This window comes from Klebsiella sp. SYXHC3 (genome assembly GCF_057196925.1).
In genome coordinates this window covers 283,843-305,542 of sequence record NZ_JBXUNG010000005.1, presented here as the reverse complement: position 1 = coordinate 305,542, position 21,700 = coordinate 283,843, and the positions used below count along the sequence as shown (strand labels likewise).

Genomic DNA, 21,700 nt, shown 5'->3' with positions numbered 1-21,700 from the left:
GGCTAAACGTTTTTGCGCGATGGCCCATCCAGTGAGAACAAAGCGAGGAGTACGCCATGAATAAGCAACCTGTCATTGGCATCAGCGGCTGTTTAACCGGCTCGTCCGTGCGCTTTGATGGCGGACATAAACGATTGCCATTTGCGATGGATGAACTGGCGCCGTGGGTAACCTTCAAACCCATTTGTCCGGAAATGGCCATCGGTCTCAGCTCTCCTCGTCCGGCTCTGCGCCTGGTGCGGACCGACGAAGGTGAGATTCAGATGCGTTTTAGCAGCGAGCCGCATGACGATGTCACGGGCAAAATGGCGGACTTTACCGCCGGTTACCTGCCTGGGCTTGGCGAATTAGCAGGTTTTATCGTCTGCGCCAAATCACCGAGCTGCGGCATGGAACGCGTGCGCCTGTATGATGAAAAAGGCAACCGCGGGCGCAAAGAAGGAACCGGCCTGTTTACCCACGCGTTGATGGAAGCCTATCCGTGGTTGCCGGTAGAAGAGGATGGACGACTGCACGACCCGCAGTTAAGAGAGAATTTTGTCGAGCGTCTTTTCGCCCTGCATGAACTGAATACGCTGCGGGGCAATGGCCTGACCCGTCGGGCGTTAATGGATTTTCATAGCCGCTATAAACTGCAGCTACTGGCGCATCATCATGCCGGCTATCGAGAAATTGGCCCTTTCGTCGCGTCGATGCATCAATGGCAAGACCTGGATGCCTTTTTCGTCGCCTACCGCGATAAGCTGATGGCGATCCTGAAAAACACCGCCTCCAGGAAAAACCACACCAATGTGCTGATGCATATTCAGGGCTATTTCCGCGAACGGTTGAATAGCCGCCAGCGCGGCGAGCTGCGTGACGTGATACTGCATTATCGCGCGGGGCTGCTCCCAATCCTGGCGCCCCTTACGCTGCTTAAGCATTACCTGGCCGAGTATCCTGATCGCTATCTGCAGACGCAAAACTATTTTGATCCCTACCCGCAGGCTTTAGCCCTGCGCCTGGGTGTTAATTAACCGCCAGGCGGTGTGCAATTACGACGAAGCGTGACTACTTCTTCTTGTTCATCATGGCTTTTAAATCGGCAAAAGGATTGTAGGTGGCTTCACCGACATCCTTTTGCGCATCTTCACCGGCCACCACTCTGGTACCGTACTGGTCGGCCTCAGTGTACTTGGAGTGCTCATGATCGTGGCAATAGAGGCACAATAGCTCCCAGTTGCTGCCATCTTCCGGGTTATTGGTATGATCGTGATCGATGTGATGTACCGTCAGTTCACGCAGGTTGGAGTAGACAAATTCGCGCGAGCAGCGTCCGCATACCCATGGATAAATTTTAAGCGCCTTCTCGCGATAGCCACTTTCCAGGCGGGCGTAGTTTTTGGGGATCAAAGCCATGGCAGATGTTACCTGTGATAAATAGATAATTTACGATAATAGCGCCAATATAGCGTAAAACGGAGCAGGAAAGGAAATCGATGCGCTGAGGTGGGCGGGGGCAAAATCCCGGCGTGGCGCCGGGAAGATGATTATTAATGGCTGGTCACTGCCGCCGCCGCGACCGGATGATCCGCTGAAGCGACAACCGTGGTACGCGCCACAGGATGGCGACCGTTATCGCTGGTTGCCGCCGCCACCGCCACCGGATGGTCCGCTGTGGCGACAGCCGCGGTGCGCGCCACCGGATGGTTGCCATTATCACTGGTTGCCGCCGCGACCGCCACCGGATGATCGGCTGAGGCTACAGCTGCGGTCCTTGCGACCGGATGGTAACCCGCGAAGGCAGAAATACTTGCTGATGCTAATACCAGGGTCAGAATAATCTTTTTCATAATATCACCTCTAATAATAATAACCTGAAAAAACCAGGAAAAATATGGCAATAAATACAGCCAATGGATGATTTACCGTAGCAAGCGGCAGCGGGCATGAATAGCTCACTGTTATTTAATTATGGATAACCCGGTACACAACAAATAAAAACGGGAACCCTTAGGCTCCCGTTTCGCATTAATCCAGAAAAATGGATTACATGTTTTTGATGATCGCGTCGCCGAACTCAGAGCATTTCAGCAGTTTAGCGCCTTCCATCAGACGTTCGAAGTCATAGGTCACAGTCTTGGCGGCGATGGCGCCTTCCATGCCTTTAACGATCAGGTCTGCGGCTTCAAACCACTGCATGTGGCGCAGCATCATTTCTGCAGACAGGATGATGGAACCTGGGTTCACTTTATCCTGGCCGGCATACTTCGGCGCGGTACCGTGGGTGGCTTCGAACAGCGCGCACTCGTCGCCAATGTTGGCGCCCGGCGCGATACCGATACCGCCAACCTGCGCCGCCAGGGCGTCAGAGATATAGTCGCCGTTCAGGTTCATACAGGCGATAACATCGTATTCAGCCGGACGCAGCAGGATTTGCTGCAGGAACGCATCGGCGATCACGTCTTTAACCACGATCTCTTTGCCGGTGTTCGGGTTCTTGATTTTCACCCACGGGCCGCCGTCGATCAGCTCACCGCCGAACTCTTCGCGAGCCAGCTGGTAACCCCAGTCTTTGAACGCGCCTTCGGTGAACTTCATGATGTTGCCTTTGTGCACCAGGGTCACGGAATCACGATCGTTAGTGATCGCATATTCGATAGCGGCGCGTACCAGGCGTTTGGTCCCTTCTTCAGAGCACGGCTTGATGCCGATACCGCAATGTTCCGGGAAGCGAATTTTCTTCACACCCATCTCATCGCGCAGGAATTTGATAACTTTGTCAGCTTCGGCAGAGTCTGCTTTCCACTCGATACCCGCATAAATATCTTCGGAGTTTTCACGGAAGATAACCATATCGGTCAGCTCCGGGTGTTTAACCGGGCTCGGGGTGCCCTGATAGTAACGTACCGGACGCAGGCAAACGTAGAGATCCAGCTCCTGACGCAGCGCCACGTTCAGAGAACGGATGCCGCCGCCAACTGGCGTCGTCAGAGGACCTTTAATAGCAACACGGTAATCACGAATCAGATCGAGGGTTTCAGCAGGCAGCCAGACATCCTGGCCGTAAACGTGGGTAGATTTTTCACCGGTGTAAACTTCCATCCAGGAAATTTTACGCTCGCCTTTATAGGCTTTCTCAACGGCGGCATCAACCACTTTCAGCATCGCTGGGGTAACGTCAACACCGATACCGTCGCCTTCAATGAACGGGATAATCGGGTTATGAGGGACGTTCAGTTTGCCGTTTTGCAGGGTGATTTTCTGACCTTCCGCCGGAACTACTACTTTGCTTTCCATTAACCTCTCCTTCGAGCGCTTCTGGTTCTGCTCTTCCCTCTTCACGCGAGCCTGGTGTTGGCTTAGTCGGCCTACTCCTGAGTACCGGGTTGCCCCGCTAACCGGAGATTCGCGTCCGTGTTGCCTTCCTGCCTGTATTGCGAATCGGTTTGAGCAATTTTTTGTTAATAATTTGTAATGAGCATGTCAATACTACCTGAATGTTTGCGTCCATGAAAGGCATTCGTAATTAGGCTATAATGCGGCAATTGAGAGAGCCTGAAAATACCATGCAGAAAACTTCATTTAGAAAACATCGCGTTGAGCGATTCAGCACACAACAAGTGACCAGACAACGTAAAGAACGCCAGCTTAAAACTGTGATCTTGTTCAATAAACCCTACGATGTGTTGCCGCAGTTTACCGACGAGTCCGGGCGTCGCACGCTGAAGGATTTTATCCCTGTCGCCGGCGTTTACGCTGCCGGTCGCCTTGACCGCGACAGCGAAGGTCTGCTGGTGCTGACCAACGACGGCGCGCTACAGGCAAAACTGACCCAGCCCGGCAAGCGCACCGGCAAGATTTATTTCGTTCAGGTGGAAGGCGAACCTACAGAAGAAGCGATCCGCGCGCTGCGCGACGGAGTGACGCTAAACGATGGACCCACCCTACCCGCCGGCGTGGAGCTGGTGGATGAACCCGCCTGGCTTTGGCCGCGCAATCCGCCGATTCGCGAGCGTAAATCGATTCCCACTCGCTGGCTAAAAATCACCCTCTATGAGGGACGCAACCGTCAGGTTCGCCGGATGACCGCCCACGTCGGTTTTCCGACGCTAAGGCTAATTCGCTACGCCATGGGCGGCTATACGCTTGATGGTTTAGCCAACGGCGAGTGGCGTCAAACCGAATAACCGCATTCATAAGGAAGCTCGATGTTTAAACCGCACGTCACCGTCGCCTGCGTGGTACACGCCAAAGGCAAATTCCTGATTGTTGAAGAGACGATTAACGGCAAAGCGCTATGGAACCAGCCAGCCGGTCATCTTGAGGCCAATGAGACCCTGGCGCAGGCCGCCGAGCGCGAACTGTGGGAAGAGACCGGTATTCGCGCCGCGCCGCAGCACTTCATCCGCATGCACCAGTGGCAGGCCCCGGATAATACGCCATTCCTGCGCTTCCTGTTTGCCATTGAGCTTAACGATACGTGCGCTACTGAACCGCACGACAGCGACATCGATCGCTGTCTGTGGCTCAGCGCTGAGGAAATTCTTAACGCTAAAAACCTGCGCTCGCCGCTGGTGGCGGAAAGCATTCGCAGCTATCAGCAGGATCCGCGGCATCCGCTGTCGCTGATTGCGGAATTTAACTGGCCGTTCACAGGGGGTGCCTGAACGGTTGACGCGTGCTAGAATACGCCGCCTTGAAGTTCAATGTGGTGAGTATTCCAATGTCAGAAAGTCCAAAAAAAGTGATCGTCGGCATGTCCGGCGGCGTCGATTCCTCTGTTTCCGCCTACCTTCTGCAACAGCAAGGGTATAAGGTGGAAGGCCTGTTCATGAAGAACTGGGAGGAAGACGACGGTGAGGAATACTGCACCGCCGCTGCCGACCTCGCCGACGCGCAAGCCGTCTGCGATAAGCTCGGTATTGAACTGCATACCGTCAACTTTGCCGCAGAATACTGGGATAACGTCTTCGAGCTGTTCCTCGAAGAGTATAAAGCAGGCCGTACGCCGAACCCGGATATCTTGTGCAACAAAGAGATCAAATTCAAAGCCTTCCTTGAGTTCGCCGCAGAAGACCTCGGCGCTGACTACATCGCCACCGGTCACTACGTGCGCCGCGCCGATGTCAACGGCAAAAGCCAACTGTTGCGCGGGCTCGACGGTAACAAAGACCAGAGCTATTTCCTCTACACCCTCAGCCACGAACAAATCGCGCAAAGTCTGTTCCCGGTCGGTGAGCTGGAAAAACCGCAGGTGCGTAAAATCGCCGAAGAGCTGGATCTTATCACCGCGAAGAAAAAAGACTCTACCGGCATCTGCTTTATCGGCGAGCGTAAATTCCGCGACTTTCTGGGCCGCTATCTGCCTGCGCAGCCGGGCAAAATCATCACCGTCGATGGCGATGAGATCGGCGAACACCAGGGGCTGATGTATCACACCCTCGGCCAGCGTAAAGGGCTCGGCATCGGCGGCACCAAAGAAGGTAGCGAAGATCCGTGGTATGTGGTCGATAAAGACGTGGAAAACAACGTGCTGATCGTCGCCCAGGGTCACGATCACCCGCGTCTGATGTCCGTCGGCCTGATTGCCCAGCAGTTACACTGGGTCGATCGTCAGCCGCTGCAGGGCACCCTTCGCTGCACGGTGAAAACCCGCTACCGCCAGACCGACATCCCCTGCACCGTGAAGGCGCTGGATGACGACCGCATCGAGGTTATCTTTGATGAACCCGTCGCCGCCGTGACGCCGGGACAGTCGGCTGTTTTCTATAGCGGCGAAGTGTGTCTCGGCGGCGGAATTATCGAACAGCGTCTGCCGCTGGCGTCTTGATCGACCATTTTCCGCCGGATGCCTGATTAACGCCCGGCGGGTTACAAGGAGTAAGCGTGGCGAAGAATTATTATGACATCACTCTGGCGTTGGCGGGCGTATGCCAGGCGGCGCGGCTGGTTCAGCAACTGGCGCATCAGGGGCATTGCGACAGCGACGCCCTGCACGTTTCGCTGAACAGCATCATCGATCTCGACCCGGATTCAACGCTGGCGGTATTCGGTGGGAGTGAAGCCAATCTTCGTCTCGGGCTTGAGACTCTGCTCGGCGTGCTGAATACCAGCAGCCGTCAGGGCCTCAACGCGGAGCTCACCCGCTACACATTAAGCCTGATGGTGCTGGAACGTAAACTCGCCGCCAGCAAAGGGGCGATGGATACCCTCGGCAACCGCATCGGCGGCCTGCGCCGTCAGTTAGAACATTTTGATCTACAATCTGAAACGCTGCTCAGCGCGATGGCCGGCATTTACGTTGACGTCATCAGTCCGCTGGGGCCGCGCATTCAGGTCACAGGTTCCCCTGCCGTGCTGCAAAGCCCGCAGGTTCAGGCGAAGGTACGCTCTACCCTGCTCGCCGGCATTCGTTCCGCCGTGCTCTGGCATCAGGTTGGCGGCGGACGTCTGCAGCTCATGTTTTCTCGCAATCGTCTGGTTAACCAGGCAAAACAAATTCTTGCTCATTTAACCCCGGAGTTATGATTTATGGAATTATCCTCACTGACCGCCGTTTCCCCCGTAGACGGCCGCTACGGCGATAAAGTCAGCGCGCTGCGCGGTATCTTCAGCGAATTCGGTTTGCTGAAATTCCGTGTACAGGTAGAAGTCCGCTGGCTGCAAAAACTGGCCGCGCACGCAGCGATCAAGGAAGTTCCTGCTTTTGCTGCCGACGCAAACGGTTTCCTTGATAAAATCGTTGCCGACTTCAGCGTAGAGGACGCGGAGCGTATCAAAACCATCGAACGCACCACCAACCACGACGTGAAAGCGGTAGAATATTTCCTCAAGGAAAAAGTCGCCGATATCGCCGAGCTGCACGCGGTGTCAGAATTCATTCACTTCGCCTGTACTTCTGAAGACATCAACAACCTGTCGCACGCGCTGATGCTGAAAACCGCACGTGACGAAGTGGTGCTGCCGTACTGGCGCAAGCTGATTGACGCGATTAAAGATCTGGCGACCCAATACCGTGACGTGCCGCTGCTTTCTCGTACCCACGGTCAACCGGCTACCCCGTCCACCATGGGCAAAGAGATGGCCAACGTCGCCTACCGTATGGAGCGCCAGTACCGTCAGCTGAATCAGGTGGAAATCCTCGGTAAAATCAACGGCGCGGTCGGTAACTACAACGCCCACATCGCTGCCTATCCGGAAGTTGACTGGCATCAGTTCAGTGAAGAGTTCGTTACTTCGCTTGGCATTCAATGGAACCCGTACACCACCCAGATCGAGCCGCACGACTACATTGCCGAACTGTTCGATTGCATGGCGCGCTTCAACACCATCCTGATCGATTTCGATCGCGATGTGTGGGGCTACATTGCGCTCAACCACTTCAAACAGAAAACCATCGCCGGCGAAATCGGCTCTTCGACCATGCCGCATAAAGTGAACCCGATTGACTTCGAAAACTCCGAAGGCAACCTCGGCCTGGCGAACGCCGTGATGCAGCATCTGGCCAGCAAACTGCCGGTTTCCCGCTGGCAGCGCGACCTGACTGACTCCACCGTGCTGCGTAACCTCGGCGTAGGTATCGGTTATGCGCTGATCGCGTACCAATCCACGCTGAAAGGCGTGAGCAAACTGGAGCTGAACCAGGATCGTCTGCTGGACGAACTGGACCACAACTGGGAAGTGCTGGCTGAGCCGATCCAGACCGTCATGCGCCGCTACGGTATCGAAAAACCGTACGAGAAGCTGAAAGAACTGACCCGCGGTAAGCGCGTTGATGCCGAAGGCATGCAGCAGTTCATCGACGGCCTGCCGCTGCCGGAAGCAGAAAAAATCCGCCTGAAGGCGATGACCCCGGCTAACTACATCGGCCGCGCGACCACCATGGTCGACGAGCTGAAGTAACCGGCCTGACTCAGGTAGCATGGGCAATCTCTTCGCGCATGCTACCTGGCAATCCCCCACTTTCCACGCAGAAAAACGCGCTCTCCCGCCTGGTTTAAATAATGTTTACCCCCAGCCCCACATAATGGCGTTAAACTATTAAAATCGAAAATGAAATGGAGAATGGGCATGCGCGTACTCGTCGTTGAGGATAATGCTCTGCTGCGCCATCACCTCAAGGTCCAGCTACAGGAATTGGGGCATCAGGTGGATGCTGCGGAAGATGCAAAGGAAGCAGACTACTACCTGGGCGAGCACATCCCGGATGTCGCCATCGTTGACCTCGGCCTACCGGATGAAGACGGTCTGTCGCTAATCCGCCGCTGGCGCAGTCACGACGTATCGGTACCGGTACTGGTGCTGACCGCCCGTGAAGGCTGGCAGGATAAAGTTGAGGTGCTGAGCGCTGGCGCCGATGATTACGTCACCAAACCCTTCCATATCGAAGAGGTCGCCGCCCGCATGCAGGCGTTGCTGCGTCGCAATAGTGGTCTGGCCTCGCAGGTTATCTCGATCCCGCCGTTCCAGGTGGATTTATCGCGCCGCGAGTTATCGGTCAATGAACAGCCGATCAAGCTCACCGCCTTTGAGTACACCATCATGGAAACGCTGATCCGTAACCGCGGCAAAGTGGTGAGCAAAGATTCGCTAATGCTGCAGCTCTACCCGGATGCCGAACTCCGCGAAAGCCACACCATCGATGTGCTGATGGGGCGGCTGCGTAAGAAAATCCAGGCGCAATATCCGCAGGACGTGATCACCACCGTGCGCGGCCAGGGCTACTTATTCGAACTGCGCGGATGAAAAGCGTGTTACGACATATTCTTCCGCTCTCTCTGCGCGTCCGCTTTCTGCTGGCGACCGCCGCCGTGGTACTGATCCTGTCGTTGGCGTACGGCATGGTTGCGCTGGTAGGCTACAGCGTGAGCTTTGATAAAACCACCTTCCGCCTGCTGCGCGGCGAGAGCAACCTGTTCTACATGCTGGCGAAGTGGGAAAATAACCACATCGATGTCGATATCCCCGAACACCTGAACATGCAGAGCCCGACGGTGACGCTGATTTACGACGCCAAAGGTAAACTGCTGTGGGCGCAGCATGACGTCCCGTGGCTGGTGAAGCGGATCCAACCTGAATGGCTGAAAAGCAACGGCTTTCATGAAATAGAAGCCGATGTTGGCAGCAGTAGTCTGCTGCTGCGCAATAATGATGAAATGCGCGAACAGCTTGACGCCATCCGCGAGGAAGACGACTCCTCGGAGATGACGCACTCGGTGGCGATTAATCTCTATCCAGCCACCGCGACGATGCCGCAATTGAGTATTGTGGTGGTCGACACCATTCCGGTGGAGCTAAAACGCTCTTATATGGTGTGGAGCTGGTTTATTTACGTGCTGGCGGCCAACCTGTTGCTGGTCATTCCGCTGCTGTGGCTTGCCGCCTGGTGGAGTTTACGCCCTATCGAATCCCTGGCGAAAGAGGTCCGCGAGCTGGAAGAACATCATCGCGAGAGGCTCGATTCTCACACCACTCGTGAACTTACCGGCCTGGTCAGTAACCTCAATCGCCTGCTGAAAAGCGAGCGTGACCGCTATGACAAATACCGAACCACCCTCACTGACTTAACCCACAGCCTGAAAACGCCGCTGGCGGTGCTGCAAAGTACCCTGCGCTCGTTGCGCGGCGAGAAAATCAGCGTCAGCGAAGCTGAGCCGGTAATGCTGGAGCAGATTAGCCGCATCTCGCAGCAAATCGGCTACTATCTCCACCGCGCCAGCATGCGCAGCGGCAATGCGCTTCTCAGCCGGGAACTGCACCCCATCGCCCCGCTGCTGGATAGCCTGACCTCTGCTTTAAATAAGGTCTACCAGCGTAAAGGGGTCAACATCACGCTGGATATTTCGCCGGAGATAAGCTTTGTCGGCGAGCAGAACGACTTTATGGAAGTGATGGGCAACGTTCTCGATAACGCCTGCAAGTACTGTCTGGAGTTTGTCGAAGTCTCGGTACGCCAGACCAACGACAACCAGTTGCATATTCTGGTGGAGGACGACGGCCCCGGTATCCCCCGCAACCAACGCACGGCGGTGTTCGATCGCGGCCAGCGCGCCGATACGTTGCGTCCGGGTCAGGGGGTAGGCCTGTCTGTCGCCCGCGATATCGTCGAACAGTACGACGGCGATATCCTGACCGGCGACAGCCTGCTCGGCGGCGCCTGCATGGAAGTTATCTTTGGCCGCCAGCTTCCTGATGATAAAGAGAGCTAACGCAACAGTTTTTTAACGGCGCCTGCATCGCCGCGGCGCCGCATCCGTTATAATCCCAGACAGACACCTGCTGTGGAATATAAATATGGACTATCAATTAACGCTTAACTGGCCCGACTTCATCGAACGCTACTGGCAAAAACGCCCGGTAGTGTTAAAGCGCGGCTTCGCCAATTTCATCGACCCAATCAGCCCGGATGAACTGGCCGGCCTGGCCATGGAGAGCGAGGTCGACAGCCGCCTGGTGAGCCATCAGGACGGAAAATGGCAGGTCAGCCATGGTCCATTTGAAAGCTACGATCATCTTAGCGAGAACAACTGGTCGCTGCTGGTGCAAGCGGTGAACAACTGGCACGAGCCGACGGCGGCATTGATGCATCCCTTCCGCGCCCTGCCGGACTGGCGTATCGATGACCTGATGATCTCTTTCTCCGTTCCCGGCGGCGGTGTGGGTCCACACCTTGATCAATACGACGTGTTTATTATTCAGGGCACCGGCCGCCGACGCTGGCGCGTGGGCGAAAAGGTGCCGATGAAGCAGCACTGCCCGCATCCCGATCTGCTACAGGTTGATCCATTCGAGGCCATCATCGATGAAGAGATGGAACCTGGCGATATTCTCTACATTCCGCCAGGATTCCCACATGAAGGCTATTCTCTGGAAAATTCTCTTAACTATTCGGTCGGCTATCGTGCGCCGAATGCCCGCGAGCTGTTCAGCGGTTTTGCTGACTATATTTTGCAACGAGAGTTGGGCAGCCAGCGCTATGCCGATCCGGACGTGCCATCCCGCGACCATCCGGCCGATATTCTGCCGGTTGAACTGGATCGCCTGCGGGAGATGATGCTGGGGCTGATTAACCAACCTGAACACTTTAAGCAGTGGTTTGGCGAGTTCATTACCCAATCCCGCCACGAGCTTGACGTAGCGCCGCCGGAGCCGCCATACCAGCCGGATGAAATTTACGATGCGCTGCAGCAGGGCGATAAGCTCGCCCGCCTTGGCGGCCTGCGCGTGCTGCGGATCGATGGCGAAGTGTTCGTCAACGGCGAGAAAATCGACTCTCCGCACCGCCCGGCGCTAGACGCCCTGGCAACACATCTGTCGCTGCGCGCCGAACATTTCGGCGATGCGCTGGAAGACCCATCTTTCCTCGCCATGCTAGCGGCGCTGGTCAACAGCGGATACTGGTTCTTCGAGGACTGAGTCGACACCCTGCCCGGTGGCGCTGCGCTTACCGGGCCGACAAACCACATCAACCCACACCCTGCCCGGTGGCGCTACGCTTACTGGGCCGACAAATGGCATCGGTACCGTAGGCCGGATAAGGCGTAGCCGCCATCCGGCATATTACCGCCGCTCTCCGGCATCTATTTCGACCGTATCCCCAGCCCAATCTTCAGGATATAACCCTTTCCTCACATCGCGGTGGAACGTTGAATATGGCCAATCCCTCACGCATCCAACAAGCCGATGTTTCACTGGATTGATATAAACGTAATCCATATGACGCCGATAATCTTCATCATTACGGATGGCATGTTCCCAAAAACGCGGCTGCCAAATCTGGCTTTGCGCTAACGCACGCGTAAAAGACTTTTTAATCTCCCGCCAACGACCGGAATAATCGGAATCGCCTTCCGGCAACGTCCAGATACAGTGCATATGTTCAGGTAACACAACCCAACTGTTAATCTGGAAAGGTCTTTTACGTTTAGCACAGGCTATCGCGGCACGAAGATGATCAATATGTCGTGTCAGCAGATCGCTGTGGCGATTTTGCAGGTTTACGGTGAAGAACCAGCAGCCGCCGGGGATATAACTACGGCGATAATTTGACATCAGAGGTTCCCTCCTCTTCAGTTTATATGGACTCTTTTTGCCCGGTGGCGCTGCGCTTACCGGGCCTACAGGACCGGGATCTGGCTTTAACGTTTTGCCGTCAGCTCCGCAATCCGCACAATCACCTGCACGGCTTTCTCCATGCCCTCCAGAGTGACAAACTCGTGCTTACCGTGATAGTTGTAGCCGCCGGTAAATAGGTTCGGGCACGGTAAGCCCATGAAAGAGAGCTGGGCGCCGTCCGTACCGCCACGGATTGGCTTTATCTGCGGCTCGATATCGCAGTCCACCATCGCCTGACGCGCGATGTCCACTACATGCGGATGGGCAATCACCTTCTCATGCATGTTGTAATAACTATCTTCGATCACCAGTTCGATGTAGCAATCCGGATGTAGCCCTTTACCGACCTTTTTGGCGATCTCCATCATTTTGCGTTTGCGCGCTTCAAACTGCTTGCGATCGAAATCGCGCAAAATGTAGTGCATCTCCGCCCGGTCGACGCTGCCCTTGATGCTGGTCAGGTGATAAAAACCCTCATAACCGTCGGTGGTTTCCGGGGCCTCACTGGCCGGCACTTCGGCGTGAATACGCGCCGCCAGCGATAAAGCGTTAACCATCACCCCTTTAGCCGTGCCGGGATGCACATTATTGCCAACAATTTTGATGGTCACCGAGGCGGCATTGAAATTTTCAAACTCCAGTTCGCCGACCCCGCCGCCATCCACGGTGTACGCCCAGCGGGCATCAAACGCGGCGACGTCAAAGTGCTTCGCGCCTTTGCCGACTTCTTCATCCGGCGTAAAGGCAACGCGAATATCGCCGTGAGGGATCTTTTTCGCCTGCAGCGTCGCCAGCGCCGTCATGATCTCTGCGATGCCCGCTTTATCGTCGGCGCCGAGCAGCGTTTTACCATCGGTGGTAATCAGGGTCTGGCCTAACAGCTGATGCAGGACCGGGAACATCACCGGCGACAACACTTCATCGCCGATGCCGAGGGCGATATCGCCGCCGCGGTAGTTTTCGACAATTTGCGGATTCACGTTCTTGCCGCTGAAATCCGGCGAGGTATCAACGTGGGAAATAAAACCGATGGCCGGGATTTCGCCTGCGACGTTGGCCGGCAGCGTCCCCATCACCGTGCCCTTTTCACTTAGCGTCACGTTGACCAGCCCCATCTCTTCCAACTGGCTCTGCAGCAAACGCAGCAGCTTCCACTGCCCTTCGGTACTGGGAACCTGACGCACGCCAGGCTTCGATTGCGTATCTAAAGAAACATACTGCAGAAAACGCTCAAGCAATTTATCCATGTGGCCACCCTCTTTTTTTGTGACAACATTATCAATAAGGGCGAAAAGACAAATATTGCGTCAGGTCATTTTTAGCCCGTAAACCAAAATTTAATACATTCACATGCATTATGTGTAAAGGTGGTACACCGCGGTACAACAATGATTGGCGATTACAATCGTTTGCCGTAAAATGCTGGCCCTTATTAATTATGTGCAACCCCAAAGGTGGTTAATCACAAACCCCGCAGCGATCCCTTTTCCGTTGCGTCTACATGGGACAGAGTCAAAAATTGAATATACAACCGCGTTCGCTTTCTCCGCTGGTACAACTGGCGGGAATTCGCAAAAGCTTTGATGGTAAGACCGTTATCTCCGATCTCAACTTAACCATCAATAATGGTGAATTTCTCACCCTGCTTGGCCCCTCTGGCTGCGGTAAAACAACCGTTCTTCGTCTAATCGCTGGTCTGGAAAGCGTCGATGTCGGACGTATCCACCTTGAAGACCAGGATATCACCCATGTTCCGGCGGAAAACCGCCACGTCAATACCGTATTCCAAAGCTATGCGCTTTTCCCGCACATGACCGTGTTTGAAAACGTCGCCTTCGGCCTGCGGATGCAGAAAACCCCGGCGGCAGAAATCACCCCGCGGGTGATGGACGCTTTGAAAATGGTACAGCTGGAGGCGTTTGCCCAGCGTAAGCCCCACCAACTCTCCGGCGGCCAGCAGCAGCGTGTCGCCATCGCCCGGGCGGTGGTCAACAAACCGCGTCTGCTGCTGCTTGATGAATCCCTCTCGGCGCTCGACTACAAGCTGCGTAAGCAGATGCAGAACGAACTCAAAGCGCTACAGCGCAAGCTCGGCATCACTTTTGTTTTCGTCACCCATGACCAGGAAGAAGCCCTGACGATGTCCGACCGCATTGTGGTGATGCGCGATGGCAAAATCGAGCAGGACGGCACTCCGCGTGAAATCTACGAAGAGCCGAAGAATCTGTTCGTCGCCAGTTTTATAGGTGAAATCAACATTTTCAACGCGACCGTCATTGAACGTCTGGATGAACAGCGCGTACGCGCCTGCGTCGAAGGCCGCGAGTGCAATATCTACGTCAACTTCGCCGTTGAAAAAGGGCAACAGCTGAACGTACTGCTCCGTCCGGAAGATCTCCGCGTGGATGAAATTCATCACGGCAGCGAAGCTGACGGCCTTATCGGCTACGTGCGCGAGCGCAACTACAAGGGGATGACCCTTGAGTCGGTTGTTGAGCTGGAAAACGGCAAGATGGTCATGGTCAGCGAATTCTTCAATGAAGACGATCCGGACTTTGACCACTCGCTCGACCAGAAAATGGCGATTAACTGGGTAGAAAGCTGGGAGGTTGTGCTGGCCGATGAAGAACACCAGTAAATTCCAGAATGTGGTGATCGCCACTATCGTGGGTTGGCTTGTGCTGTTCGTTTTTTTGCCCAACCTGATGATCATCGCCACCAGCTTCCTGACCCGCGACGATGCGAACTTCGTCAAAATGGTCTTCACGCTGGATAACTACTCGCGGCTGCTGGATCCGCTCTATTACGATGTGCTGCTGCATTCGTTGAATATGGCGCTGATGGCGACCCTCGCCTGCCTGGCGTTGGGCTATCCGTTCGCGTGGTTCCTGGCGCGCTTGCCGCAAAAGATACGCCCGCTGCTGCTGTTCCTGCTGATCGTCCCGTTCTGGACGAACTCGCTAATCCGTATCTATGGGCTGAAGATTTTCCTCAGTACCAAAGGCTATCTGAACGAGTTCCTGCTGTGGTTGGGGGTTATCGATACGCCGGTACGCATTATGTACACGCCGTCAGCGGTGATCATCGGCCTGGTCTATATTTTGCTGCCGTTTATGGTGATGCCGCTCTACTCCAGCATTGAGAAACTGGATCGCCCGCTGCTGGAGGCGGCAAAAGATCTCGGCGCCAGCAAGCTGCAGACTTTTATCCGCATCATTATTCCACTGACCATGCCGGGAATTATCGCCGGCTGTCTGCTGGTGATGCTGCCGGCAATGGGGCTCTTTTACGTCTCAGACCTGATGGGCGGCGCCAAAAACCTGCTGATCGGCAACGTTATCAAGAGTCAGTTCCTTAATATCCGCGACTGGCCGTTCGGCGCGGCGACCAGTATTACCTTAACGCTGGTGATGGGGCTGATGTTGTTGATTTACTGGCGCGCGGCGCGTCTGCTGAATAAAAAGGTGGAGCTGGAATGATCGGTCGACTGCTGCGCGGCGGCTTTATGACCGCCATTTACGCGTATCTCTACATCCCTATTATTATTCTGATCGTTAACTCGTTTAACCGTTCACGCTTTGGTATTAACTGGCAAGGCTTCACCACCGACTGGTATAGCCTGCTGATGAATAACGATAGCCTGCTGCAGGCCGCCCAGCACTCGCTGACCATGGCGGTGCTGTCGGCAACCTTCGCCACGCTTATCGGCTCGCTCACCGCCGTGGCGCTGTATCGCTACCGTTTTCGCGGTAAGCCGTTCGTCAGCGGAATGCTATTCGTCGTGATGATGTCCCCGGATATCGTGATGGCTATCTCCCTGCTGGTGCTGTTTATGCTGATCGGTATTCAATTGGGTTTCTGGTCGCTGCTGTTTTCGCATATCACCTTCTGCCTGCCATTCGTGGTGGTGACCGTGTTCTCTCGCCTGAAAGGCTTTGATGTGCGCATGCTGGAAGCGGCGAAAGATCTCGGCGCCAGCGAGATGACCATTCTGCGCAAAATCATCCTGCCGCTGGCGCTGCCGGCGGTAGCGGCCGGGTGGCTGTTGAGCTTTACCCTGTCGATGGATGACGTGGTGGTCTCTTCGTTTGTCACCGGTCCGGGTTATGAAATCCTGCCGCTGAAGATCTACTCCATGGTGAAGGTCGGCGTTTCGCCAGAAGTGAACGCGCTGGCGACGATTCTGTTGGTTCTTTCGCTGGTGATGGTTATCGCCAGTCAGTTAATTGCACGTGATAAAACTCAGGGGACGTTAAAATGAAAAAATGGTCACGCCACCTGCTCGCTGCGGGCGCTCTGGCTTTGGGCATGGGCGCCGCGCAGGCGGACGATAGCAAAACGCTCTACTTCTATAACTGGACCGAATACGTGCCGCCAGGCCTGCTGGAACAGTTCACCAAAGAGACCGGCATCAAGGTGATCTATTCGACCTACGAGTCGAATGAAACCATGTACGCCAAGCTCAAAACCTATAAAGACGGCGCTTACGATCTGGTGGTGCCATCAACCTATTTCGTCGACAAAATGCGCAAAGAAGGCATGCTGCAAAAGATTGATAAGAGCAAGCTGAGTAACTTCAGCAACCTCGATCCGCAGATGCTGAACAAACCTTTCGACCCAAATAACGACTACTCGATTCCCTACATCTGGGGCGCGACGGCAATCGGCGTCAATAGCGATGCTATCGACCCGAAAACCGTAACCAGTTGGGCCGACCTGTGGAAACCGGAATATAAAAGCAGCCTGCTGCTGACCGATGACGCCCGCGAGGTGTTCCAGATGGCGCTGCGCAAACTGGGCTATTCCGGCAACACCACCGATCCAAAAGAGATTGAAGCGGCTTATAACGAACTGAGAAAGCTGATGCCAAACGTCGCGGCGTTCAACTCCGATAACCCGGCAAACCCGTATATGGAAGGCGAAGTGAACCTTGGCATGGTCTGGAACGGTTCCGCTTATGTCGCGCGTCAGGCAGGTACCCCGCTGGAAGTGATTTGGCCAAAAGAAGGCGGCATTTTCTGGATGGATAGCCTGTCGATTCCGGCGAATGCCAAAAACGTTGACGGCGCGCTGAAGTTGATTAACTTCCTGCTGCGCCCTGATGTCGCGAAACAGGTAGCCGAAACTATCGGCTATCCGACGCCAAACCTGGCAGCGCGCAAAATGCTCAGCCCGGAAGTCGCCAACGATAAATCGCTGTATCCGGATGCCGCCACTATCGAAAAAGGCGAATGGCAAAATGACGTCGGCAGCGCCAGCGCCATTTATGAAGAGTATTACCAGAAACTGAAAGCCGGGCGCTAACCCCGTAAGGCGGAACCCTGGTTCCGCCTTTTTCCCCCTACCCGCCTGATGCTGTAGACAATGCACAGACTCAGCGGTGGTCATCTTTCCTCGCGCATTAAAATCTGGCCGTACTCGTCACGAAGGCGATTCTTCAGCACCTTACCGGTGGCGCTAACCGGCAACGCATCGATAAAAATTATGCGGTCGGGGATCTGCCATTTCGGCACCCGCTCCTGATACCAGGCCAGCAGATCGGCCTCTTCGACTTCGCCCCCTTCAGCGCGGACGCATAGCAGCACCGGGCGTTCATCCCAACGCGGATGACGTGCGGCAATCGCTGCGGCGCTGCGCACCGCTGGATGGGCGATGGCGATATTCTCCAGCTCGACGGTCGAGATCCACTCCCCACCAGATTTAATAATATCTTTCGCCCGATCGTGGATAACCAGATAGCCGTTAACGTCGAGGGTGCCGATATCGCCGGTATCAAACCAGCCATCAGCGGTCAGCGCACTCTCATCGCGACCAAAATAGTGATCGACCACCCAGTGGCCGCGAACCTGCAAATATCCCTGACTTTTGCCATCACAGGGTAGCGGTTTCCCGTCGATATCCACCACCCGTAGATCGATGCCGAAAATCGGCCGTCCCTGCCCATCACTCTGCTGACGCTGCTGCTCCGCCGGGAGTGCGGCGTGCTTACTGAGCAGCGTATTGATCGTGCCGATGGGCGACGTTTCCGTCATCCCCCAGGCATGGATCAGCTCAATATCATAATCGCGCTTAAACGCTTCTCTCATCGATGGCGGTAACGCCGAGCCACCGACGAAGGAGCGCTTGAAATAAGGCAGGCGAAGATCCGATTTACGCAGCGCCGCCAGCAGTCCGGCCCAAATCACCGGCACGCCAAAAGCCACGCTGACCTTCTCGGCGCTCAGCAGACGCAACAGGCTATCGCCATCCAGGTGCGGCCCCGGCAACACCAGCCGCGCGCCGACCATCGCGGCAATAAACGGCGTTCCCCAGGCGTTGACGTGGAACATCGGCACTACCGGCAACAGCGAATCTTGCGCTGAAATGCCTGCACCGTCCGGCTGGTTGCCGCTTAGCGCATGCAGCACCAGCGAGCGATGGGTATTCAGTACGCCTTTCGGCCTGCCGGTGGTCCCTGAGGTATAACAAAGCGAAGCAGGCGTCAGCTCATTCAACCCAGGCCAGCAATAGTCGGCATCCCCCTGCTGTAACAGCTGGTCAAAAAAGCGTAATGACGGCAGCAAATCCTGCGCGTCTTCACTATGCGGCTCCATCAATACGATATGTTTAACCGTCGGTAGTTGTGGCTGCAGTTGCCGTATTAATGGCAGGAAAGTCTGGTCAATAAACAGCACCTCATCGGCGGCATCATTGATGATATACAACAGATGTTCGACCGACAGCCGCGGATTGATCGTGTGCGTCACCCAACCGCCGGACGCGACGGCAAAATAGATTTCGAGATGACGGCGGTTATTCCACGCTAACGTACCGCAGCGGGCCCCAGCGGGCAGGCCTAACGTCGCCAGCGCCGAGGCCAGTCGTCGGGCGTTGCGGGCCACTTCTCCCCAACTGCTACGTTCTATTTCTCCGGCAGTACTCACCGAGACGATTTCCGTCTCGCGATGATACTGCGCCGCGTGTTCGAGTAGCGCTGAGGTCGTTAAGTGCTGATAAATCATCGGCGAAGGCATCACAGGCTCTCCTTATGCAGGCTGATGGGCATGGCGGATGGAATCGCCGCAGGGTCTTCCACGATAACGATCAACACCGCGGCAGAGACAGGATAAAGATGGGATTGATGACGAGGCAGCCGGAAGCTGCCCGCCGATAAACGCCAGGTGCTACGCGCGCAGCGGATGGACGCGGGATTTGATCAACGCGTCCTCAACATCGAAATGGCTTAAAGGATAGTTGCTGGCCACCAGGTAGAAACGGCCATCCTGCGCTGGATATTCGTGAACATGATAGTTCACCATTTTCGGCGCAACCATCGGCTCATCATCAACGGTGCGTTTAGCATCTGAGGCATACTTTGAACGTACGGCCAGGCGGGTAGATTTAATATCGCTGTAAGTTTCGCCATGGTGCTCGTCGCCGAGGATCAGGTAATCAACGTACTCAGGTGGCATCTCACGCTCCTTCTTGGTCGCCAGAGAGTAAGAATATGCCATAAACGACGGCAGCATATCGCTTCGGTAGTCACAATATTGCAACTAAAAAATAACACATTATGAGTATCGCCCGGCAACGTTCCGGGCGATAGCGGTGAGGCGATTACAGCAGTGCTTTCGCTTTGGCGACAACGTTGTCAACGGTGAAGCCGAACTCTTCGAACAGCGGCTCTGCCGGCGCAGACTCACCGAAGGTGGTCATGCCAACGATGGCGCCGTTCAGGCCAACGTATTTGAACCAGTAGTCCGCGATACCGGCTTCTACCGCTACGCGGGCAGAAACGGCTTTCGGCAGTACGGATTCACGATAGGCCGCATCCTGCTTGTCGAACGCGTCGGTGGACGGCATGGAGACCACGCGCGCCTTCACGCCTTCAGCGGTCAGTTTGTCCCACGCGGCAACCGCCAGTTCCACTTCTGAACCGGTAGCGATGAAGATCAGTTCCGGCTGGCCGGCGCAATCTTTCAGCACATAACCGCCGCGGGCCACGTTTGCCAGCTGCTCTGCGGTACGCTCCTGCTGCGCCAGGTTCTGACGGGAGAGGATCAGCGCGGTCGGGCCGTCCTGACGCTCTACGCCATATTTCCACGCAATCGCGGATTCAACCTGGTCACACGGACGCCAGGTGGACATGTTCGGCGTGACGCGCAGGGAAGCCACCTGCTCTACCGGCTGGTGAGTCGGGCCATCTTCGCCCAGACCGATGGAGTCGTGGGTGTAGACCATCACCTGACGCTGTTTCATCAGCGCCGCCATGCGTACCGCGTTACGCGCATATTCCACGAACATCAGGAAGGTAGAGGTGTACGGCAGGAAACCGCCGTGCAGCGAGATACCGTTGGCAATCGCGGTCATACCGAATTCACGTACGCCGTAATGGATGTAGTTACCGGCGGTGTCTTCGTTGATCGGCTTAGAGCCGGACCACAGGGTCAGGTTGGACGGCGCCAGGTCGGCAGAACCGCCGAGGAATTCCGGCAGCAGCGGGCCAAACGCTTCGATGGCGTTCTGCGATGCTTTACGGCTGGCGATCTTCGCCGGATTCGCCTGCAGCTTAGCGATGAACTCGTTAGCTTTCGCGTCGAAGTCAGACGGCATTTCGCCTTTCATACGGCGGGTGAATTCAGCCGCTTCCTGCGGGAAAGCTTTGGCGTAGGCGGCAAACTTGTCGTTCCACGCGGCTTCTTTCGCCTGGCCGGCTTCTTTCGCATCCCACTGCGCATAGATGTCAGACGGGATTTCAAACGGAGCGTATTTCCAGCCCAGCGCTTCGCGGGTCAGCGCGATTTCCGCGTCGCCCAGCGGCGCGCCGTGGGAATCATGGGTGCCTGCTTTGTTCGGCGAACCGAAGCCGATGATGGTTTTGCACATCAGCAGGGACGGTTTGTCGGTGATCGCGCGCGCTTCTTCTACCGCGCGTTTGATGGCGTCAGCGTCGTGACCGTCAACGCCGCGCACCACGTGCCAGCCGTAGGCTTCAAAGCGTTTCGCGGTATCGTCGGTGAACCAGCCTTCAACGTGGCCATCGATGGAGATGCCGTTGTCATCATAGAACGCCACCAGTTTACCCAGTTTCAGGGTACCGGCCAGGGAGCACACTTCGTGAGAAATGCCTTCCATCATGCAGCCGTCGCCCATGAAGGCGTAGGTGAAGTGATCAACGATGTCGTGTCCTGGACGGTTAAACTGCGCCGCCAGCGTTTTTTCCGCGATAGCCATACCGACTGCGTTAGCGATCCCCTGGCCCAGCGGGCCGGTGGTGGTTTCCACGCCTGCGGTGTAGCCGACTTCCGGGTGGCCCGGAGTCTTGGAGTGCAGCTGACGGAAGTTTTTCAGTTCTTCAATCGGCAGATCATAACCGGTGAGGTGCAGCAGGCTGTAAATCAGCATGGAGCCGTGACCGTTGGACAGCACGAAGCGGTCGCGATCGGCCCAGGACGGGTTCTGCGGGTTATGGTTCAGGAAATCACGCCACAGGACTTCGGCAATGTCAGCCATGCCCATCGGGGCGCCAGGGTGGCCGGATTTGGCTTTCTGTACAGCGTCCATCGAGAGTGCGCGCAGCGCGTTGGCGCAGCGGCGGCGAACGACAAGAGTGTTATTCATAGCG

At 55.7% G+C, this 21,700-nt stretch carries 21 protein-coding genes; 13 read left to right on the top strand and 8 right to left on the bottom strand.

Annotated elements, in window-relative coordinates:
- The first annotated feature begins 56 nt into the window (after positions 1-56).
- Entirely contained in the window at positions 57-1,016 is a 960-nt protein-coding gene (locus AC2CGP_RS15660; RefSeq protein WP_213760084.1) for a YbgA family protein, read from the top strand.
- Positions 1,017-1,050: 34 nt separating this feature from the next.
- Here AC2CGP_RS15660 and yajD read toward each other — a convergent pair whose 3' ends face one another.
- From yajD to icd, 3 genes are all read right to left on the bottom strand, one after another.
- Positions 1,051-1,398 (bottom strand): HNH nuclease YajD, encoded by a 348-nt coding sequence (gene yajD, locus AC2CGP_RS15655; RefSeq protein WP_015367133.1) that lies wholly within the window; start codon positions 1,396-1,398, stop codon positions 1,051-1,053.
- 134 nt (positions 1,399-1,532) lie between these two features.
- Positions 1,533-1,832 (bottom strand): hypothetical protein, encoded by a 300-nt coding sequence (locus AC2CGP_RS15650; RefSeq protein ID WP_063443233.1) that lies wholly within the window; start codon positions 1,830-1,832, stop codon positions 1,533-1,535.
- A 196-nt stretch (positions 1,833-2,028) separates the two neighbouring features.
- Positions 2,029-3,279: an NADP-dependent isocitrate dehydrogenase gene (icd, locus tag AC2CGP_RS15645; RefSeq protein WP_015705065.1), complete on the bottom strand. Its 1,251-nt coding sequence runs from the start codon at positions 3,277-3,279 to the stop codon at positions 2,029-2,031.
- A gap of 239 nt (positions 3,280-3,518) precedes the next feature.
- On the opposite strand from icd, the gene rluE reads away from it, so the two are divergent.
- The 8 genes from rluE (at position 3,519) to AC2CGP_RS15605 (ending at position 11,397) form a co-directional block, all read left to right on the top strand.
- Entirely contained in the window at positions 3,519-4,169 is a 651-nt protein-coding gene (gene rluE, locus AC2CGP_RS15640) for a 23S rRNA pseudouridine(2457) synthase RluE (protein WP_032705674.1), read from the top strand.
- Between the two features lie 21 nt (positions 4,170-4,190).
- The gene (locus tag AC2CGP_RS15635; protein ID WP_015367142.1) at positions 4,191-4,649 is read left to right on the top strand and encodes an NUDIX hydrolase; all 459 of its coding nucleotides are present in this window, start codon (positions 4,191-4,193) and stop codon (positions 4,647-4,649) included.
- A 56-nt stretch (positions 4,650-4,705) separates the two neighbouring features.
- Positions 4,706-5,812, top strand: a complete 1,107-nt coding sequence (gene mnmA, locus AC2CGP_RS15630) for a tRNA 2-thiouridine(34) synthase MnmA (protein ID WP_015367143.1) — start codon at positions 4,706-4,708, stop codon at positions 5,810-5,812.
- Positions 5,813-5,868: 56 nt separating this feature from the next.
- A complete protein-coding gene (gene hflD, locus AC2CGP_RS15625; RefSeq protein ID WP_015367144.1) occupies positions 5,869-6,510 on the top strand; it encodes a high frequency lysogenization protein HflD in 642 nt (213 codons plus the stop codon).
- A gap of 3 nt (positions 6,511-6,513) precedes the next feature.
- Positions 6,514-7,884, top strand: a complete 1,371-nt coding sequence (purB, locus tag AC2CGP_RS15620; RefSeq protein ID WP_015367145.1) for an adenylosuccinate lyase — start codon at positions 6,514-6,516, stop codon at positions 7,882-7,884.
- Positions 7,885-8,052: 168 nt separating this feature from the next.
- Complete coding sequence (phoP, locus tag AC2CGP_RS15615) at positions 8,053-8,727, top strand: two-component system response regulator PhoP (protein WP_015367146.1); 675 nt, start codon at positions 8,053-8,055, stop codon at positions 8,725-8,727.
- A complete protein-coding gene (phoQ, locus tag AC2CGP_RS15610; protein ID WP_015705063.1) occupies positions 8,724-10,190 on the top strand; it encodes a two-component system sensor histidine kinase PhoQ in 1,467 nt (488 codons plus the stop codon). Before phoP ends, phoQ begins: the two co-directional genes overlap by 4 nt.
- 85 nt (positions 10,191-10,275) lie before the next feature.
- Positions 10,276-11,397 carry a ribosomal protein uL16 3-hydroxylase gene (locus AC2CGP_RS15605; protein WP_015367148.1) on the top strand — a complete coding sequence of 374 codons (1,122 nt, stop codon included), beginning with the start codon at positions 10,276-10,278 and terminating at the stop codon, positions 11,395-11,397.
- 144 nt (positions 11,398-11,541) lie between these two features.
- Here AC2CGP_RS15605 and AC2CGP_RS15600 read toward each other — a convergent pair whose 3' ends face one another.
- Both AC2CGP_RS15600 and pepT read right to left on the bottom strand, forming a co-directional pair.
- Complete coding sequence (locus tag AC2CGP_RS15600) at positions 11,542-12,033, bottom strand: REP-associated tyrosine transposase (protein WP_475702341.1); 492 nt, start codon at positions 12,031-12,033, stop codon at positions 11,542-11,544.
- A gap of 86 nt (positions 12,034-12,119) precedes the next feature.
- Entirely contained in the window at positions 12,120-13,343 is a 1,224-nt protein-coding gene (gene pepT / locus AC2CGP_RS15595; protein WP_015367150.1) for a peptidase T, read from the bottom strand.
- Positions 13,344-13,597: 254 nt separating this feature from the next.
- Between pepT and potA the strand changes: the two genes are divergently transcribed.
- From potA to potD, 4 genes are read left to right on the top strand one after another with little or no spacing between them, the layout of a single operon-like run.
- The gene (gene potA, locus AC2CGP_RS15590; RefSeq protein ID WP_015705060.1) at positions 13,598-14,734 is read left to right on the top strand and encodes a spermidine/putrescine ABC transporter ATP-binding protein PotA; all 1,137 of its coding nucleotides are present in this window, start codon (positions 13,598-13,600) and stop codon (positions 14,732-14,734) included.
- On the top strand, positions 14,718-15,575 hold the full coding sequence (potB, locus tag AC2CGP_RS15585) for a spermidine/putrescine ABC transporter permease PotB (protein WP_047053791.1): 858 nt from the start codon (positions 14,718-14,720) through the stop codon (positions 15,573-15,575). The genes potA and potB overlap by 17 nt, the downstream gene beginning before the upstream one ends.
- Complete coding sequence (gene potC / locus AC2CGP_RS15580) at positions 15,572-16,357, top strand: spermidine/putrescine ABC transporter permease PotC (protein ID WP_012968557.1); 786 nt, start codon at positions 15,572-15,574, stop codon at positions 16,355-16,357. The genes potB and potC overlap by 4 nt, the downstream gene beginning before the upstream one ends.
- Complete coding sequence (gene potD / locus AC2CGP_RS15575; RefSeq protein ID WP_015367153.1) at positions 16,354-17,400, top strand: spermidine/putrescine ABC transporter substrate-binding protein PotD; 1,047 nt, start codon at positions 16,354-16,356, stop codon at positions 17,398-17,400. The genes potC and potD overlap by 4 nt, the downstream gene beginning before the upstream one ends.
- An 80-nt stretch (positions 17,401-17,480) precedes the next feature.
- On the opposite strand, the gene AC2CGP_RS15570 is transcribed toward potD, so the two are convergent.
- From AC2CGP_RS15570 to tkt, 3 genes are all read right to left on the bottom strand, one after another.
- On the bottom strand, positions 17,481-19,109 hold the full coding sequence (locus AC2CGP_RS15570; protein WP_042892242.1) for a long-chain fatty acid--CoA ligase: 1,629 nt from the start codon (positions 19,107-19,109) through the stop codon (positions 17,481-17,483).
- A gap of 150 nt (positions 19,110-19,259) precedes the next feature.
- A complete protein-coding gene (locus AC2CGP_RS15565; protein ID WP_015367155.1) occupies positions 19,260-19,547 on the bottom strand; it encodes a hypothetical protein in 288 nt (95 codons plus the stop codon).
- Between the two features lie 145 nt (positions 19,548-19,692).
- Entirely contained in the window at positions 19,693-21,696 is a 2,004-nt protein-coding gene (gene tkt, locus AC2CGP_RS15560) for a transketolase (RefSeq protein WP_475702342.1), read from the bottom strand.
- Positions 21,697-21,700 lie beyond the last annotated feature (4 nt).

Coding starts and splice junctions, on each gene's coding strand:
- potA (WP_015705060.1), top strand. CDS start 13,598: ATGGGACAGAGTCAAAAATTGAATATACAACCGCGTTCGCTTTCTCCG.
- phoP (WP_015367146.1), top strand. CDS start 8,053: ATGCGCGTACTCGTCGTTGAGGATAATGCTCTGCTGCGCCATCACCTC.
- potD (WP_015367153.1), top strand. CDS start 16,354: ATGAAAAAATGGTCACGCCACCTGCTCGCTGCGGGCGCTCTGGCTTTG.
- mnmA (WP_015367143.1), top strand. CDS start 4,706: ATGTCAGAAAGTCCAAAAAAAGTGATCGTCGGCATGTCCGGCGGCGTC.
- AC2CGP_RS15605 (WP_015367148.1), top strand. CDS start 10,276: ATGGACTATCAATTAACGCTTAACTGGCCCGACTTCATCGAACGCTAC.
- purB (WP_015367145.1), top strand. CDS start 6,514: ATGGAATTATCCTCACTGACCGCCGTTTCCCCCGTAGACGGCCGCTAC.
- potC (WP_012968557.1), top strand. CDS start 15,572: ATGATCGGTCGACTGCTGCGCGGCGGCTTTATGACCGCCATTTACGCG.
- AC2CGP_RS15565 (WP_015367155.1), bottom strand. CDS start 19,547: ATGCCACCTGAGTACGTTGATTACCTGATCCTCGGCGACGAGCACCAT.
- pepT (WP_015367150.1), bottom strand. CDS start 13,343: ATGGATAAATTGCTTGAGCGTTTTCTGCAGTATGTTTCTTTAGATACG.
- AC2CGP_RS15635 (WP_015367142.1), top strand. CDS start 4,191: ATGTTTAAACCGCACGTCACCGTCGCCTGCGTGGTACACGCCAAAGGC.
- potB (WP_047053791.1), top strand. CDS start 14,718: ATGAAGAACACCAGTAAATTCCAGAATGTGGTGATCGCCACTATCGTG.
- AC2CGP_RS15660 (WP_213760084.1), top strand. CDS start 57: ATGAATAAGCAACCTGTCATTGGCATCAGCGGCTGTTTAACCGGCTCG.
- AC2CGP_RS15600 (WP_475702341.1), bottom strand. CDS start 12,033: ATGTCAAATTATCGCCGTAGTTATATCCCCGGCGGCTGCTGGTTCTTC.
- icd (WP_015705065.1), bottom strand. CDS start 3,279: ATGGAAAGCAAAGTAGTAGTTCCGGCGGAAGGTCAGAAAATCACCCTG.
- phoQ (WP_015705063.1), top strand. CDS start 8,724: ATGAAAAGCGTGTTACGACATATTCTTCCGCTCTCTCTGCGCGTCCGC.
- rluE (WP_032705674.1), top strand. CDS start 3,519: ATGCGGCAATTGAGAGAGCCTGAAAATACCATGCAGAAAACTTCATTT.
- AC2CGP_RS15650 (WP_063443233.1), bottom strand. CDS start 1,832: ATGAAAAAGATTATTCTGACCCTGGTATTAGCATCAGCAAGTATTTCT.
- yajD (WP_015367133.1), bottom strand. CDS start 1,398: ATGGCTTTGATCCCCAAAAACTACGCCCGCCTGGAAAGTGGCTATCGC.
- tkt (WP_475702342.1), bottom strand. CDS start 21,696: ATGAATAACACTCTTGTCGTTCGCCGCCGCTGCGCCAACGCGCTGCGC.
- AC2CGP_RS15570 (WP_042892242.1), bottom strand. CDS start 19,109: ATGCCTTCGCCGATGATTTATCAGCACTTAACGACCTCAGCGCTACTC.